Annotated in this window: 13 protein-coding genes; 7 read left to right on the forward strand and 6 right to left on the reverse strand. The window is 67.4% G+C overall.

What is annotated here, in order from left to right; all coding sequences use genetic code 11:
* Positions 1-45: 45 nt before the first annotated feature.
* The 4 genes from AC5RWD_RS20055 to AC5RWD_RS20070 all read right to left on the reverse strand — a co-directional run bounded on the left by AC5RWD_RS20055 (position 46) and on the right by AC5RWD_RS20070 (position 6,690).
* Positions 46-786: a hypothetical protein gene (locus AC5RWD_RS20055; protein WP_494021693.1), complete on the reverse strand. Its 741-nt coding sequence runs from the start codon at positions 784-786 to the stop codon at positions 46-48.
* 179 nt (positions 787-965) lie between these two features.
* Positions 966-4,418 (reverse strand): ATP-binding protein, encoded by a 3,453-nt coding sequence (locus AC5RWD_RS20060; RefSeq protein WP_494021694.1) that lies wholly within the window; start codon positions 4,416-4,418, stop codon positions 966-968.
* Positions 4,415-5,239: a DUF4194 domain-containing protein gene (locus tag AC5RWD_RS20065; protein ID WP_494021695.1), complete on the reverse strand. Its 825-nt coding sequence runs from the start codon at positions 5,237-5,239 to the stop codon at positions 4,415-4,417. The genes AC5RWD_RS20060 and AC5RWD_RS20065 overlap by 4 nt, the downstream gene beginning before the upstream one ends.
* A gap of 2 nt (positions 5,240-5,241) precedes the next feature.
* A complete protein-coding gene (locus tag AC5RWD_RS20070) occupies positions 5,242-6,690 on the reverse strand; it encodes a DUF3375 family protein (protein WP_494021696.1) in 1,449 nt (482 codons plus the stop codon).
* 317 nt (positions 6,691-7,007) lie between these two features.
* Here AC5RWD_RS20070 and AC5RWD_RS20075 point away from each other — a divergent pair, with 317 nt between their 5' ends.
* The 3 genes from AC5RWD_RS20075 to AC5RWD_RS20085 all read left to right on the forward strand — a co-directional run bounded on the left by AC5RWD_RS20075 (position 7,008) and on the right by AC5RWD_RS20085 (position 10,601).
* Positions 7,008-7,310 carry a hypothetical protein gene (locus tag AC5RWD_RS20075; protein WP_494021722.1) on the forward strand — a complete coding sequence of 101 codons (303 nt, stop codon included), beginning with the start codon at positions 7,008-7,010 and terminating at the stop codon, positions 7,308-7,310.
* Between the two features lie 64 nt (positions 7,311-7,374).
* Positions 7,375-9,435 carry an acyl-CoA dehydrogenase family protein gene (locus AC5RWD_RS20080; RefSeq protein WP_494021697.1) on the forward strand — a complete coding sequence of 687 codons (2,061 nt, stop codon included), beginning with the start codon at positions 7,375-7,377 and terminating at the stop codon, positions 9,433-9,435.
* Between the two features lie 224 nt (positions 9,436-9,659).
* Complete coding sequence (locus AC5RWD_RS20085; RefSeq protein ID WP_494021698.1) at positions 9,660-10,601, forward strand: YrzE family protein; 942 nt, start codon at positions 9,660-9,662, stop codon at positions 10,599-10,601.
* Positions 10,602-10,614: 13 nt separating this feature from the next.
* Here AC5RWD_RS20085 and AC5RWD_RS20090 read toward each other — a convergent pair whose 3' ends face one another.
* Positions 10,615-11,019 carry a YchJ family protein gene (locus AC5RWD_RS20090; RefSeq protein ID WP_494021699.1) on the reverse strand — a complete coding sequence of 135 codons (405 nt, stop codon included), beginning with the start codon at positions 11,017-11,019 and terminating at the stop codon, positions 10,615-10,617.
* Positions 11,020-11,240: 221 nt separating this feature from the next.
* Here AC5RWD_RS20090 and AC5RWD_RS20095 point away from each other — a divergent pair, with 221 nt between their 5' ends.
* From AC5RWD_RS20095 to AC5RWD_RS20110, 4 genes are all read left to right on the forward strand, one after another.
* Entirely contained in the window at positions 11,241-12,044 is an 804-nt protein-coding gene (locus tag AC5RWD_RS20095) for a hypothetical protein (protein ID WP_494021700.1), read from the forward strand.
* Between the two features lie 109 nt (positions 12,045-12,153).
* Complete coding sequence (locus AC5RWD_RS20100; RefSeq protein ID WP_494021701.1) at positions 12,154-13,158, forward strand: aldo/keto reductase family protein; 1,005 nt, start codon at positions 12,154-12,156, stop codon at positions 13,156-13,158.
* An 8-nt stretch (positions 13,159-13,166) separates the two neighbouring features.
* Complete coding sequence (locus AC5RWD_RS20105) at positions 13,167-14,018, forward strand: SDR family oxidoreductase (protein WP_494021702.1); 852 nt, start codon at positions 13,167-13,169, stop codon at positions 14,016-14,018.
* Positions 14,019-14,137: 119 nt separating this feature from the next.
* Entirely contained in the window at positions 14,138-15,262 is a 1,125-nt protein-coding gene (locus tag AC5RWD_RS20110) for a sulfite oxidase (RefSeq protein ID WP_494021703.1), read from the forward strand.
* 44 nt (positions 15,263-15,306) lie between these two features.
* Here the strand turns inward: AC5RWD_RS20110 and AC5RWD_RS20115 are convergent, their stop codons facing one another.
* The gene (locus tag AC5RWD_RS20115; protein ID WP_494021704.1) at positions 15,307-16,080 is read right to left on the reverse strand and encodes an SDR family NAD(P)-dependent oxidoreductase; all 774 of its coding nucleotides are present in this window, start codon (positions 16,078-16,080) and stop codon (positions 15,307-15,309) included.
* Positions 16,081-16,107 lie beyond the last annotated feature (27 nt).

A 16,107-nucleotide genomic window follows, 5' to 3' on the forward strand; every position in this document is an offset into this window, starting at 1 on the left:
GACCCCGCCAAAGCTGAGGAAGCGTCCGGCCAGCGGAACTTGGAGCTAGCTGTACGAGATGCTCAGCAGCAGCGCCTTGAGAGCCTGTCCTTCGGTGCCCGCCAGCCAGGACTTGGCCGCGGCGTCACTGGCGAAGGGCTTCTCGATGAACTGCACGTCCGCCACGATCACGCCGTCCCCGGCACGGATGATGCCGTCCAGCGCGGAGCCCTGTCCTGATTTGGGGGCCCCGGCCGCCAAGTGCATGCGGTAGGTCGCGTTGCTGTCCATCCGGTCCACGTAGAACGCGTAGTGGGCGGCCGGGGCAGGCTGCGACGCGAGGCCGGGTACGGGCGCGGACTCGAAGACTGTGCGGGTTACCGGGTGGGAGACGCCGTCGGCGATCCGCCCGGAGTACACGGTGGCCTGCTTGGTGCCGCTGGCATCCACAACCGTCGCCGTGGCCGAGTCCGACGGCGAGCCGGAGCCGGTGAAGAGCTCAACCTTCCAGTCGGCCGGGTACTTGAAGGACACGTGGCCGTTCGGGAACGTGAACGTCTTGACCTCGACAGCCGGAGCCGGCGACGGTGAGGTCCCCGGCTTCGCGGCACCACCGGCACCGGCGCCGCCCCCGGCGGAGGCTGAAGTGCTCGGAGTAGCCGACGCAACTGCGGAAGCGGCCGGGGAGGATGAGGCCGGAGCCGCCGACACCATGGCGCCGCAGCCGGCCAGGGAGAGGGCGGCGGCAGCAGCAACGGCAGTGATGACGGGGGCGCGGAACGCAGGGCGCATGGTGGTGCCTTTCATGATGACGCCGTCAAGCTCGCAGGGGCTGCTCTGCCCGCCGCATGGGAGTTTCCATGACCCTGTGGAGCATTTGGCGAAGACTGGTGGAGTCACCACAGTGGCACGCCAAAACAGCCTGCCACTAGGGTCAGGTTAATAAATCCATCGATTTGTTATGAACTGCGCGAAAGCGTTACGGACTAACGCAGGACGATATCAACGGGATTGGCCTCGGAGCGCCACTGCCCTGCTGTTCCCGGTTTCGGAGTGATAACGGGAGCAGTGAGCACGCCGGAGCGGTTGGTGCGCCTGTCCCGCAGGATCTCGGTGACCGAGCCCAGGTGCCGGGACAGGTCTATGACGTTCTCCGGTGCCGCGAGGAGCAGCTGGAAGCCAAACTCATGCAGCGCCTTGATGCCCGCGCCGGCGAACTCCTCGGAAGCCAGCACGAACGCCTCGTCCATCATCACCGTGCCGTACGTGGTGAAGCCCTGTTCGGCGATGCCCAGCTGGTAGCTCAGCGCCGCCGCCATGATGAACGCGGTGAACCGCTGGCGTTCACCGCCGGACATGGAGCCGGTGTCGGCGTGCATGAACACCTCCGTGCGCTTGCCGCCCTTCTTCCCGGTGGCGTCCACCTCGCGGTGCTCCTTGCACTGGATGAACAGGTGGCCGCGTACATCCAGCACCTCGGCCCGCCAGCGCCGGTCCTCGGGAGTCTGCGAGCCCAGCCGCTTCACCAGTGTCTCCAGCGACTTGTAGCGGGCGGTCAGTTCGGCGTCGTCGGTCTGGCCCGCCTGGGCGGTTTCACTCTTGCCATGCCGTGTATGGCGGGTCTTCAGCGCGTTCTGGATGGCGTCCTTGAACTGCTTGGCCGTGGCCGGCAGGGTCTGCTTGATGTCCAGTTCCAGGTAGCTGCCTTCGTGGAAATTCACCTCGGACAGGATTCCGTTCAGCGGCAGGATCCTGCTGGTGATGGAACGGCGCTCCTCGTCCAGCAAGTGGAGAAGGGTGCTGAACGACTCGTGCGTGCGCTGGTTGAAGAACTGCCGGAACTCGGCCTCCTGCGCGGGAAGCCCGTCATTGATGATCGCGTGGTACCGGGCCTCGAACTCACCGACGGCCCCGATGGACGTGCCATGGTCGGCCGAAATGGCGGTGCCCCAGTCACGGACGAAGCCTTCGAAGATCCGCGTGAGCCGCTCCGACGTGGTCTGGGCACGGGACTCCGCGCCGTGCAGGTCGCCGAGCAGCTGGGTCCGCACCCGGCCGGCAAGGTTCTCCAGCTCGTGCATTTCCGTGACGTCGCCGAATTCGGCGAAGTAGGGCGCCAGCGCTGCGGTGGTGGAGTCCGACGGCGGGGCCTGGTGCAGACGGGTACGGGCGGCTTCCAGCAGGGAATCGGAGGCGGTGAGCTGCTGGTCCAGTGCCTTGTATTCGCTCTGCAGCACTGCGGCGGCCTCGGTGCTGGACTGGTGCTTCTGGCGCGCCGCTTCGATGTTGGCCCGAAGCGGTTCGAGGTCGGCCTGGGCCGCGAGGGCGTCCTTGAGCCGCTGTTCAATCCTGCTTAGCTCGTCTGCAGCCACCGCCGCAGAGACCTGTTCCCACGGGCGGTGGTCCTCGGCCACCCGACGGAGGGCCTCGAGCTGCCGTGACATGCCCTGGTGTGATTCCTCGCGGCTTTGCGCCAGCTGCGCCGCCTTGGCCAGTTCCTGGCGCAGGTCTTCAACCTGCCCCGCCACGAGCTCGAGCTTGGAGGCGTTGTCGAACCCGAGGACGTAGTCCTGGCGGCTGGTGAAGCGGTCGTCCTTCTCCACGGTGTGCCGGTTGCGCTTGACCACGCCGCCGAGGCTCAGGCCCTTGTCCAGTGCGGCCAGCTCGTCGGGGTTCTCCACGCACGGGTACGCGAAGTCGAGGGCGATCCGCTCACGGATCCACACCCCGGCTTCCGCGTTTGTCCCGGTGGTGAGGATGTCCAGCTTGGTCAGCAGGTCTCCGTCAGCCACGTCCTCCACGGCGAGCGCTGCTCCGGCAAGCGGCTTGGAGACGTCCACCGCACGCAATGCGCCGCGGACCGTGTTGCCGTTCAGGTAGCGGGTGACCGCGGCGAAGTGCTCGCCCGGAACAAGCAGGGTGGTGGCCAGGTTCCGCAGGGCACGTTCAGCTGCGGGGCGCCACTGTTCCTGGCCTTCGGCGAGGTCGATCAGCTCGCCGCCGAACGGCATCTGCTCCTCGGGAACGCCGGTGGCGGCCGCAATGGCGGCCCGGTTTTCAATGCTCGACGGCGGCAGCAGGGACTTGCGCGTTTTCAGCGACACAAGCTCCTGCTCGGCCGCGGCAAGCTCACGCTTCTTCGTGGCATGGGCGTCGAAGGCCTCGAACCGGAGTTCCTGCAGTGCCGCGGAGTCATCCTTCAGCTCGGCCGAGCGGGTGGCCGCCTGTTCGTGCGCCTGCTCCCAGCCTTCGGCCGTCCATTCCAGATCCAGGCCGGCGTCCGTGAGCGCCTGCCGGGCCGCCTCCTCCACCTGCTGGCGGAGCTTCAGCCCCACCCGGGCGTTCTCGAGGGACTGCTCGATCGAGGAGATGGCGTTGCCGCCCTGGTTGTTGTACTCCGCCTCCAGCTGCCGCAGCTCCTTGGCCAGCCCGTCCCGCACGCCGCGTTCCGCTGCGAGCTCCTTGGCCTTCGCCTGGGCCAACGCCTTGAAGCGGGCCAGGGTTTTCTCGTGCACGGTGACGGCAAGCTGCTGCCGGTAGGCCTCAAACTCCTCCCCCGCAAGCTCCCGGAGCCGGTTCGCGTCCAGCAGCGCCTGCGCGTACTCCCTGTTCAGGCCCGGAACCGGGGCCAGCTGGTCGCGCTGCTGCCGGACGTCCTCAAGGCGCTGCCGGATGGACATGAGGTTGCTGAATTCCTCGACGACGTCGTCGGCCGCGGCCAGGGTCGCCGGGGCGTCCAGCACCTGGTCGCGGAAGAACGTGTTCACGCTGCCGCCGAGGCCCTTGCCGGCCTGGATGACACGGAGCAAGGGCAGCGCCTGGTCCGAGTTGATGCCCAGCAGCCGGCGGAACCGCTCCGCGAACGCCTTGTGGACGTCAAAGACCTGGGCGTCCGGGAAGATGTTCTCCAGCGCGGCCCTGGTGAAGCGCTTCTCGGCGATGTCCTCGATCGCGGCGAGGTCCAGGGGCCGGTTGTCGATCAGGTAGTACCGGCCGACGCTCGACTCCGTGCCGTTCTTGGGCAGGTCAAAGAGCGCCGACACCGTCACTTTGGTGCCTGCGGCGTTGTCGAACGTCAGGGCGACGGCGGACCAGGTGGCACCAGGGCGCTGGAACGCGCTGGCCGAGCCCTCCCCGACGGCCTTGTCCCCCACCTTGCCGCGCATGTACGTGAACGTGGTCCGCTTGTCCTCCACGGCGCCCGAGCGCTGAGCGGCGGCCTCGTTGGAGCGCGGCCGTGCATCGAACACCCGCAGCATGGCGTCGAACAGCGTCGACTTGCCCACGCCCGAATTGCCGGTCAGCAGGGTGCCGTTGCGGTCCACGTGCATCGTGTGCGCACCGTGGAACGTGCCCCAGTTGACCACCTGCACCAGGGCCAGCCGCATCTGGCCCGGGTTGACGACCTCACCCAGCGGAAGCATGCTCGCGATGCTCACTTGGCTTCTCCGTCCGTGACCGGTGTTTCGTCGCCGTCTGCCTCTTCGTCGCCGCCGGAGGTATCGCCGTCGAGCTCGATTAGGGGTTCTGTACCTGATGGGTCTGCTGTGGCTGCTATCAGGGCTTCGATTTGGGCCGGGATGTCGCCGATGTTTTCGAAGGGGAGGGCCAGGGGGAGGGCGTTGGAGATGGTGTAGACGTCGTCCAGGCCGGTGGTGAGCAGGAGCTGTCGGGCCAGGAGCTTGGTGATGGCGCGGTTCACGACGTCCGAGTCGCGCAGGGCGTCCTGCTGGCCGGCCGGCTGGTAATGCGCCACGAGTTCGGCGATTTCTTCGCGCGTGATGGTGGGGTCCGTCTGCGCGGTGACGTGGCGGTCCAGCAGGAGCCGCAGGCGCAGCAGCACGATGGTTTCCACCCGGCTCAGGGCGCGCTGTTGGCGCAGGATGCTGGAGCGGGCGCTGCCGCCGATCGCATCAGGGTCAACGGGACGGAGCACCGCGATCTTGCGCTCGTGGTCCAGCTGCAGCGTGAGGAACAGCTCGGAGAGCCGGCTGCGGAGGATCAGCTGGTTGTCCAGCAGGGTTGTCCAGAGTTTCTCGTCCCGGCCGCCGTCGACGTACGGGCCTTTCAGCAGCTTCACGAGGGCCTGGCGGACCTTCATGGGCAGCACGCCGGTATCGCCGGGGAAGAGCGCGGCACCGTCCACAAAGGTGTCGCGGGGGCCGACGCCGCCGGTCGTGGGGTGTGGCTGCGTCGCCGCTGTTTCGGCGGGCTCAGCCACCGGGGAGTCGGCGTCCGCCGTCGTCATCTCTTCAGTCATCGCTAATCCTTCTTGAGCGTTACCACCGGCAGGTACGCCTTGCGGGTGGTGCCGTCTATCTGTTCGAAGTCGAGGGCCTCCCAGGCCAGCTGGTCAAAGCCGGCGCCGGTGTGGAGTGCGTGCGAGAGGAGCGCCCGGATGGAGTTGATGTGCTGTTCCTCGGGGGGAAGCTGCTGCCAGGCCTCGGCGAGGGTGGCGGCCCCGGCAGCCGCGGTGCGGATCGCCTCGGGCCTGGCCTTGGCCGTGCGGGGCGAGCGGACCCGGTCCGAGTCGCTGAACGCGATGGGGTCGGCGAGCTTGGGCGGGGCAGCAAACTCGTCCGGGTCGAAGAGCTTGACCATCGCCAGGGATTCAAAACCGGCGTTGAACAGCACCGGGCCGTGGACCAGGCCCGGCCGTTCGCGCTCGTAGGGCATGGACCGGATGGCCTGTTCCGCCTCGCGCAGCACCTTGCGGAGCCGCACCGACTGGCGGAAGTCATCACTCTGGACGTAGGTGTTCAAGCTCTCGCTGAGCTTGCCGTAGATGCGCTGGATCTGGCTGTGCTGCTGCCGGAGCTCCGCCACCAGGTTTTTCAGGGTCTCGCGGTCTTCCGGCGACAGGTCATCCGCGAACTGGCGGCTGAGCACCTCGCCGATCGCAGAGCGGAAACGCAGCTGCTGCTGCGGGTCCTCGAGGAAGGCGGTGAAGGAACGGAAGGTCCTGCCCTCCGGGCTCTGGCGCAGCCGCTTGTCCGCCTCAAGAACCTGCGCCATCGTGGCGCCCTTGGTCAGGGATTCCTCGATGATCTGGTTCCGGAGCTCGCCCACGAGCTCCTCGATGCGGTCACGCATCTTCTTGTAATCCGCGGGCAGGCTGGCGGCAAGGTCCAGGATGTTGCCGGCTGCTTCCACAGCCTGGTCGTCGTCGAGCAGGCCGTCGAAGTCACCGGAGCTGATGTCCTCGATCAGCTGCTGCCGCTCCTCAATCTCCTCCTCCAGCGCTTCCAGCCGTGCACTCTGGTCCGGGTTGGTCTCGTTGGCAAGCTTTTCCACGTCACCCAGGAGAGTACCCAGCCGGGAGCCGTTAAGCGTGGACCTTTCGCTGGAGAGGCTGTCCAGGAATGCCAGCACCCGCGCGGCCGCCTCCGTGACCTCGTAAACGATCTGACCCGACTGGTTCCGGCGCGTCAGGAACTGCTTGCGGGTCCACTCATCACCGAAGGATTTCCCGTTGGCATGCCCGCCCAGCCCCGGGTCCTGGCGGCGCAACTGCTCAAGGAAGGAGTCGACGTCGGCGTGGAATTCTTCCAGCGGAAGCTGCGGCCGGGTGCGGGTAAAGGACGCCTGCAGGACCGCGATCACCCACGGGGCGGAGCGGGTGAGGGCCCACGCCGGCCCCTTGGTGAGGAGCTCAAGGTCCCTGAGCCTGGCGCTGATCGCATCAGCGGAGGACGTGGCGGACCGGGGCACACACTCTCCTTCAGCAGCTTGGGGGATGGTCTGGGCAGCGGAAACCCGAAAACTGCCAACTACAAGGTTAACGCAGAGCCACAGGCATGCCCGCTCAGCGACCCCACACCAACCCCTAAGCAGACGCGGTTGCCCGCCAGGCAACGTTACGGGTGTGACAGATGAGGTTTTCGCAATCACTCCGTGACCTACGCAGGAGTATTGTCTCGATCCCGTATCAAGGCGGCCACAGCATGGCCGAGACGCTGGAGGAAGCTTCGCCCCTGGACCTACTCTCGAGCTACTGGTCCATCCGCAGCAACGGCGCAGGGGGAAGCATGCAGTTCGACTTGAGTGCAGTGGAGACAGCCACCTTGGTGTTCATTGGAACACTGATGTTTGCCTTGGTGCTTGTCTTGTTCGTGGCGGCGGCGGCATTCGCCGCGCTCGTCCTGGTGGGCGTGGGGCGGCTGGCCTGGCTGATCATAGCCACGGCGCTGCTCAGGACCGTCCACGCGATCAACCACACCTGGGACAGCCTGGTGCACCACGCCTCCGCAGTCGAGTTTCCCGCGGAGTTTCAGGGGCAGCCATCCCCTAGCACCGGAACCTACCCGCGGGTAGCATTGAGGGACAGCTGAAGGGTTCTCCACCCGCGGCGGACCCAGGGCTTTGAGCCGGTCATCCGGTTAGAGGAGATGCCCCGTGAGCTCCGCCACTGACAGCCAGGCGACTGAACGCCCGGCGACCGACACCACCACGGCAGCGGACGGCACTGGCGCCGTCCCGCCCGTGGACAGTCCAGCGTCCGAAACACCCGTCGCTCCGGAAAAGATCGGCGCTGGCGCGTCCGCCGAAGACGCCCGCGCCATTGCCGAAGCAGCACGCGAAACCGAGTGGGCCAGGCCCAGCTTCGCCAAGGGCCTCTACCTCGGCAGCTTCGACCTGGGCCTCATCCATCCCTGGCCCGCCGCGAGACCCGATGACGTGGAACGCGGCGAGGCATTCATGGCGCAGCTGACGGAGTTCTGCCGCACCATGTCCGGACGGATTATCGAGCGTGAGGCGAAAATTCCCGACGAATACCTCCGCGGCCTGGCAGAGCTGGGCGTGTTCGGCATGAAGATCCCACAGGAGTACGGCGGCCTGGGCCTGTCCCTGGTCTATTACGGCCGCGCGCTGGCTCTGCTCGGATCTGTGCACCCGAGCCTGGGCGCCCTGCTCTCCGCCCACCAGTCCATCGGCGTGCCGGAGCCAGTGAAGGTGTTTGGCACCCCCGAGCAGAAACGCAAGTACCTGCCGCGCTGTGCAGAGGGGGCGGTCACGGCATTCCTGCTGACCGAGCCCGACGTCGGCAGCGACCCCGCCCGGATGGGCAGCACTGCCGTTCCCGCTGCCGACGGCGGGTCGTACGTTCTGGACGGCGTCAAACTCTGGACCACCAACGGCGTGATCGCCGAGCTCGTGGTGGTGATGGCCGTGGTGCCGCAGCACACCGACGCGGACGGCGCCGTCCACAAGGGCGGCATTACCGCGTTCGTCGTGGAAATGGATTCCCCCGGAATCACCGTGGAGAACCGGAACACCTTCATGGGCCTGCGCGGCATCGAGAACGGCGTCACCAGGTTTCACCAGGTCCGGGTGCCCGCCGCCAACCGGCTTGGCCGTGAGGGGCAGGGCCTGAAAATTGCGCTCACCACACTGAACACCGGCAGGCTCTCGCTGCCGGCTCTGTGCGTGGCGACGGGCCGCTGGAGCCTCAAGATCGCACGGGAATGGTCCAATGCCCGCACACAGTGGGGCCGCCCGGTGGGCAAACACGAAGCCGTAGGCAAGAAAATCGCGTTCATCGCCGCCACGGCGTTCGCCCTTGACGCCGTGTTCGAGCTGTCCGCCGAGATGGCCGATGCCGGCCAGAAGGACGTCCGCATCGAGGCGGCACTGGCCAAACTGTGGTCCACCGAGATCAGCTGCCGGATCGCGGACGAACTTGTGCAGATCCGCGGCGGCCGTGGCTATGAGACGGCCGACTCCCTCGAAGCCCGCGGCGAGCGTGCCGTCCCGGCGGAGCAGCAGCTGCGGGACCTGCGGATCAACCGCATTTTCGAGGGCTCGTCCGAGATCATGCGGCTGCTGATAGCCCGCGAGGCGGTGGATGCGCACCTCGCCGCCGCCGGGGACCTCGCCTCCGCGGAGGCGAGCCTTTCCGAGAAGGCGCGGGCCGCCGTCGGCGCCTCCGGCTTCTATGCCAAGTGGCTGCCCAAACTGGTGGCAGGCGCCGGTATGGATCCGCGCTCCTACAGTGATTTTGGCCGCCTGGCCAAGCACCTCCGCTTCGTGGAGCGGTCCTCGCGCCGGCTCGCCCGCCAGACCTTCTACGGCATGGGCCGCTGGCAGGCCCGCCTTGAGCACAAACAGGCGTTCCTGGGCCGGATCGTGGACATCGGGGCCGAGCTGTTCGCCATGGCCGCCAGCTGCTCCCGCGCCGAGATGCTGCTCCGCACAGCACCCGAACGCGGTGCCACCGCGTTTGAACTGGCCGACGCCTTCTGCGAACAGGCACGCGTCCGGGTGGACGAGTACTTCGACCAGCTGTGGCGGAACACCGACGACGGCGACCGCGACGTCGCGCGCAGGGTGCTGGCCGGCGACTACACGTGGCTGGAGGCCGGTGTGCTGGACCAGTCCGAAGGGACCGGTCCGTGGATCGCCGACGCCTCCGCCCGCGCGTCGACCAAGGAGAACCTGCACCGCGCCTACCGCTGACCGCACCAGTCATCCGGCACCACACACGAGGCCCCAGACCGCCGGCCCGGCCTCCACGCCGCCTCTGACAAGGGAAGACACGCTCAAACCAAGATACTAAGCATCCTTGCTAATGCCCATTGAACGGAGTTAGCTAGAAAGTGAGGCCAGTGCCTTGGCCTCGGCATTGCGTTGCCCGGCTTCAGCCCCTGAGCCCGGGTCCGTTCAATGAAAGCGAGTCGCTGATGAGCAGCCCAACCGGTGCCGGGGAAAGACGCCCCCGGCACACTTCCCCTGAATCAGGCACGTCCGAAAGCAGACCCGATCTCAGCAGGCCTGAACACAGCGCGGCAGAGCCCTACGCTGCCACCCGCCGCTCCGCGGAGCGCGGTTCGGCAGACGCCCCCACGGAAGCCACGCCTGTCTACGATGACACCCGGACCCGGCGTTCGGACCGTCCCGGCGCCACCAGCGCCGGCGCTACGGACACGCACACCCGGGCGCTGAACACCACTGACACGCCGTACGCCGAGCGCGACTACACACCGGACAATGAACCGCACGGCCACCCGGATACAGCACGGCCCGAGGACCCGGCCTTTGCCACCCGGGAAATGGCCGCAGCCCGCCAAAAGGAGGCGTTCGGCGGTATCAAGATCGGCTCGGCGTTCTTTGGCTGGCTGGCCGCCACGGGCATGGCCGTGCTGTTGACCGCACTGGTCGCCGCGGCCGGGACTGCCGTGGGACTTGCCACGAACACCGACGTGAACGCTGCCGTCGGCCGGGCAGCATCCAACCAGACAGTGGGGATCGTGGGCATCGTCGTCCTGCTGGTCATCCTCTTCGCCTCCTACTACAGCGGCGGCTACGTCGCCGGCAGGATGGCCCGGTTCAACGGTGCGAAGCAGGGGTTCATGGTGTGGATCTGGGCCCTGATCGCCGCTGTGCTGGTGGCCGTTCTCGGCATGATCGCGGGCGAGCAGTTCAATATCCTGGCGCAGCTGAACAGCTTCCCCCGGATTCCGGTCAACGAGGGCCAGGTGACCACCACCGGCGTCATTGCCGCAGTCGTCGTGGCCCTGGTGGCGCTGGTGGGTGCCGTTCTGGGCGGCATGGCCGGGATGCACTTCCACCGCAAGGTGGACCGTGCCGGCTTTACTCCCACGGCGGATTATGAGGAGCGCTGAATACAGCGGGCCGCTACCGGTGAAGCGCGACGGCGTCTAGGTAGTACCAGCGCCGGTCCACCCTCAGGAAACGGCTGGTTTCATGGTGGACGCCGCGCTCCCCGTCCTGACGGAAATGCGCCTTGAATTCCACAACGCCTTCGGTGTCGAGCGGGCCGCCCCTGCTGGCGGACACGATGTCCAGCCGCCGCCACTCCAGGCCGGGGTCGAACTCCAGTTCTGCGGGCCGTGTGCTGGAGTGCCATGTTTTCAGGAGGTAGCCGGCATCCAGCAGGACGAAGGCGGAGTAGCGGGAACGCATCAGCTGCTCGGCGGTGGCTGCCTCTGCCGCACCGCTGTGGAACCGGCCGCAGCAGTCCGCGTACTGGTCGCCGGAAAGGCACGGGCAGTTGCCGGAAAAGGGTACTGGCTCGGTCATGGCATTCCTGGGAACGTGGCGGGTGGCTTGCTGAATCAGACTATAGGCGCCCTGATGCGGCCGCGTCCTATAACAGCTTTGAAACAACAGGTGCCGGCACTTGCCATGAGGGCATGTCGGCAGTAAATAGTCCGTAAGGTGGTTAGGGGCTGTTTCCCGGCGTGATCAACGGGCTCGATCACATCGGTGACGAGCCGGGCGCCGAGGGTAAGGAGGGTGAAGTGGAAGATCCGACAACGATTGCACTGAACCTGACCTTTTTTGGCACCCTGGGTGTCGCCTTCCTGATGTTCCTCGGCCTGTGCATCAGCGTCACGCTCACGCTGGTGATTGCGGGGCTGGGACGCCTCGTGGCGCTGATCGTGATGGCGCTGTTCGGCCGGTTCCCGAGGAACGAGACCATCGAGATCGTGCGGCTCGCTCCCGACGGAACCCCGCTGCCCGCGGACGCAGAAGTGGTGCCGGCCAAAGCCAAGGCGAAAAAGGCCGCCAAGGCCCCCCGCCCGGCCCGGGAGCCCCGCGCACCGATCGACTGGAAGAAACTGCGGACCCGCGCCGGCCTTCAGGAGGCGCTCCGCAGCGCCGTCGTCCACCATCCCCTGGTGACTGCCGCCCGCCCGGTGCCGCCCGTCCTCGCGAAGGACTGGGCCGAGGCCGTAGCAGCCGCCGACGCCCGCGCAATGGCCCGGGCCCGGGCCGCCGCGCCCGAAGTCAAGGTCACCGTGCGGGACCTGCCGCCGCCCGACGTCGCCGCCGCCAGCGTGACCGAGGTGGCTCCACTCGTGGAGTCGGCCCTGCGCCACGATGCCGTGCCGGCCGGCGCTGCCAGCAGCGGTGCCGCCAACAATAGTGCCGCCAGCAAGAACCCTGCCAGCAAGGGCGAAACCGTCCGGTCCGCCTTGGCGCTGTCCGCCCAGCCGCCGCGGCCTGCGCGGAAACCGGCCGCAGCCGGACACGTCACCGTCCTGGACACCGGTTCCATGACGTCGCTCGCGCAACACCCGGACGCCCGCACGCGCGCCTGACTACGCTGCTTCATGCCGCCGGCCGCCTGCAGAAGGTTAACCGCGGGACAGCGAGATAAGCCGCCGGCATCCCTTACCCTGAGCAACTATGTCCGCTAGCGTGAAGCCCATGGAATTCAGATACTTGGGCAACAGCGGCTTCAAGATTTCGGAAATCACGTTCGGCAACTGGCTCACGCATGGCTCCCAGGTGGAGAACGACGTTGCCACCCGGTGTGTGCAGGCGGCACTGGACGCCGGCATCAGCACCTTCGACACGGCGGACGTCTACGCCAACACCGCGGCGGAAACCGTTCTGGGCGAAGCGCTCAAGGGCGAACGCCGGCAGTCCATCGAGATCTTCACCAAGGTGTTCGGTCCCACCGGCCCCAAGGGCAAGAACGATCTCGGCCTGTCCCGCAAGCACATCATGGAATCCATCGACGGGTCCCTCGGCCGGCTGCAGACGGACTACGTGGACCTGTACCAGGCACACCGCTACGACTTTGAAACGCCGCTTGAGGAAACGATGCAGGCCTTCGCGGACATCGTCCGGCAGGGAAAGGCCCTGTACATCGGCGTCAGCGAGTGGACGGCCGAGCAGCTCCGCAACGGCCACGCCCTGGCCAAGGACCTGGGCTTCCAGCTGATCTCCAACCAGCCGCAGTACTCCATGCTGTGGCGGGTCATCGAGGAGGAGGTGGTTCCGGCGTCGGAGGAACTGGGCGTCTCCCAGATCGTCTGGTCCCCCATGGCGCAGGGTGTGCTGAGCGGCAAGTACCTTCCCGGCCAGCCGCTCCCGGAGGGCAGCCGCGCCACCGACGACAGGGGCGGTGCCAAGATGATCCAGCGCTGGATGCGGGACGACGTCCTGGCCGCCGTGCAGGAGCTGCGGCCGGTTGCCGAGGAAGCGGGGCTGACCATGCCGCAGCTGGCGGTGGCCTGGGTCCTGCAGAATCCGAATGTCGCCTCCGCGATTGTGGGCGCCTCCCGGCCGGAACAGGTGGCCGACAGCGCCGCGGCCGCGGGCGTTCGCCTTGAGCCTGACGTCCTGAAGAAGATCGACGCCGCCGTCGGCTCCCTCGCCGAACGGGACCCCGCCCAGACAAAGTCCCCCGCAACCCGCGAGGCCTAGGAGCACCCATGACGGACCTTCCAGACCTAGCGGTGACCGGTGCCACGGGGTTCCTGGGCGGCAGGGTGGCCCGCCAGTTGTCCGACGCCGGGTTCTCCCAGCGCCTGCTGGTGCGCGACCCGCGGCGGGCGCCGGACTTGGCAGACGCCCCCGCGGCGGTGGTCAGCTATGCGGACCCCGTGCTGTCCCGCGCGGCCCTGGAAGGGGTCAAGGTCCTGTTCATGGTGTCGGCGGCGGAGGCGGAGGACCGGCTGCAGCAGCATTACGCCTTCGTGGACGCCGCAGCGGAGGCCGGCGTGCAGCACGTTGTGTACACGTCCTTCTTCGGGGCGGCGCCGGACTGCACCTTCACCCTGGGCCGCGACCACTACGCCACCGAGGAGCGGATCAGGGCATCCGGCATGGCGTTCACGTTCCTGCGGGACAACTTCTACCTGGATTTCCTGCCCATGCTGGCCGGGGAGGACGGCGTCATCCGGGGCCCGGCGGGCGACGGCGTGATGGCCGCAGTCACGCGGGAGGACATTGCCCGGTCCGCGGTGGCCGTGCTGCGCGACCCGGCCGTCCACGCCGGGGCAACTTACGACCTGACGGGACCGGAAGACATCTCGCTGTCGCACGCCGCCGAGGTGCTCACTCGTGCCACGGGCAGGACCGTCACGTACCACCAGGAAACGTTGGACGAAGCGTTCGCCTCCCGGGCTTCCTATGGCGCACCGGCCTGGCAAGTCGAGGCCTGGGTCAGCACGTACACGGCGATCGCCGCGGGGGAACTGGCCGGGGCGACGCCGGACGTGCACGGCCTCACCGGCCAGGACCCGATGTCACTCGAGGAACTGGCGAAGCTGCCACAGCTGTAGAACGGTGCCGGGCTGTTGACGGTCTGTGTTGACCGTCCTGCGGACACGGCGTAAACCTGTGAAGAGGAGCACGCCTATCAGCTGCTGCACGCCGCAGCACCGAGCAGAATCGCAAGGCCATGTCCAAGCTGATCTACCGCCGCCGACCGTCCGCCCGCCCGGCACCCCATACCGGTGTTGCAGCCCATTCCGGTGAACCCACGCACGGCCGGCTCACCCGGGAAGAGCTGCAGCTCGCGGTGCGGAACCATTCGATGCCGCTCGAGGCGCTGCGCGAGGACGTGACTCCACCCGGGCTGCATTACGTGCTGACGCACTTCGATATTCCGCAGGTCAGCGGCGCGTGGCACCTGCGAATCGGCGGTGCCGTGGAGCGGGCCATGGAGCTGAGCCTTGCGGCGCTGAAGCGGGATCCTGCCATTAGCGTCCAGGTGACCATGGAATGCGCCGGCAATGGCCGGTCGCTGCTGAGGCCGCGGCCACTCAGCCAGCCCTGGACCCTGGAAGGCGTGGGAACGGCAGTGTGGACCGGCGTTCCGCTGGCATACCTGCTTGCCCAGGCCGGCGTCGAACCGGAAGCCGCCGAGGTGGTGTTCACCGGTCTGGACGCCGGTATCCAGGGCGGTGTGAGGCAACAGTACGCGCGGAGCCTGCCGATTTCGGAAGCATCCCGGGCCGACGTCGTCCTTGCCTACAAGATGAACGGCAACGACCTGCCGCCGCAGCACGGCTATCCGCTGCGGCTCGTCGTCCCCGGCTGGTACGGCATGGCCAGCGTCAAGTGGCTGCAGTCGGTCAAGGTGGTCACGACGCCGTTCACCGGCTTCCAGCAGTCGGTGGCCTACCGCTACCAGCACAACGCGGACGACGCCGGCACGCCGGTTACGCGGATCAGGGTGCGGTCCCTGATGGTCCCGCCGGGCATTCCTGACTTTTACACCCGCCGCAGGTACCTCCCCCGCGGGCCCGTCATGCTCCAGGGCCGGGCGTGGTCCGGTGAAGGCGCCGTGACGAAGGTGGAAGTCGGCATCGACGGCAAGTGGGTTCCGGCGCAGCTGGGCAAGCCTGCCGGCGCCTTTGCCTGGCGCGGCTGGAGCCTGCCCTGGGTGGCCGACCCCGGCCACCATGAACTGGCGTGCAGGGCCACCGACGCGACCGGGGCCATCCAGCCGCTGGAGCAGCACTGGAATTACCAGGGCATGGGCAACAACACGGTGCAGCGGGTACGGGTCATCGTCGAATAGGTGCGGTGCGCTGGGCGGGGTTTTGCGGCGCTTTTGCAGCGCTCTTAGTGCATGTGGCTTCCGCCGTTGATGTCGATGGTGGTGCCGGTCAGGTAGGCGGAGTCCTCGGAGGACAGGAAGGTGATGACGGCGGCGACTTCTTCGGTGGTGGCGTTGCGGCCCAGCGGGATGCCGGCATTGATGGCTGCTTCCTGCTCCTCGGTGCTGCCGACGCGGATGTTGGTGTCCACGGCGCCGGGGGTGATGGCGTTGACGGTCACACCGGAGTCTCCGAGTTCGCGGGCGAGGGCCTTGGTGAATCCGAGGACGGCCGCCTTCGCAGCGGAGTAGGGAACCTTGCCGAAGACGCCGCCGCCGCGCTGCGCGGAAACGGAGGACATGTTGACGATCCGGCCCCAGCCGTTGTCGATCATGTCCGGCAGGAAAGCCTTCGTGACGAGGTAGGTGCCCGTGGAGTTCACGGCCATGACCTTGTTCCAAAGGTCAAGCGTGGTCTCCAGGAAAGGCACCGGCGACGTGATGCCGGCGATGTTGGCCAGTGCGCCGACAGCGGGAAGGGCGCCGCTCTTGACCTCGGCGGCAACTGCCTTGTACGCGGCGTTGACGGAGTCCTCGTTGGCGACGTCGATCTCGTAGCCAAACGCCGGGACGTTGAATTCGTTGCCGATTTCGGTGGCGACCTTGGCGGACTTCTCGCCGTCGAGGTCCAGGATCACCACGCCCCAGCCCTGGCTGGCGTAGCGACGTGCGGTGGTGATGCCGATGCCCCGTTCTGAGGTGGCTCCGGTGAGGACGGCGGTGCGCTGAATGGCGGTCATGATTTCTCCTTGGGGTTTGTGTGGGGT

Source organism: Arthrobacter sp. CMU6 (assembly GCF_059090205.1).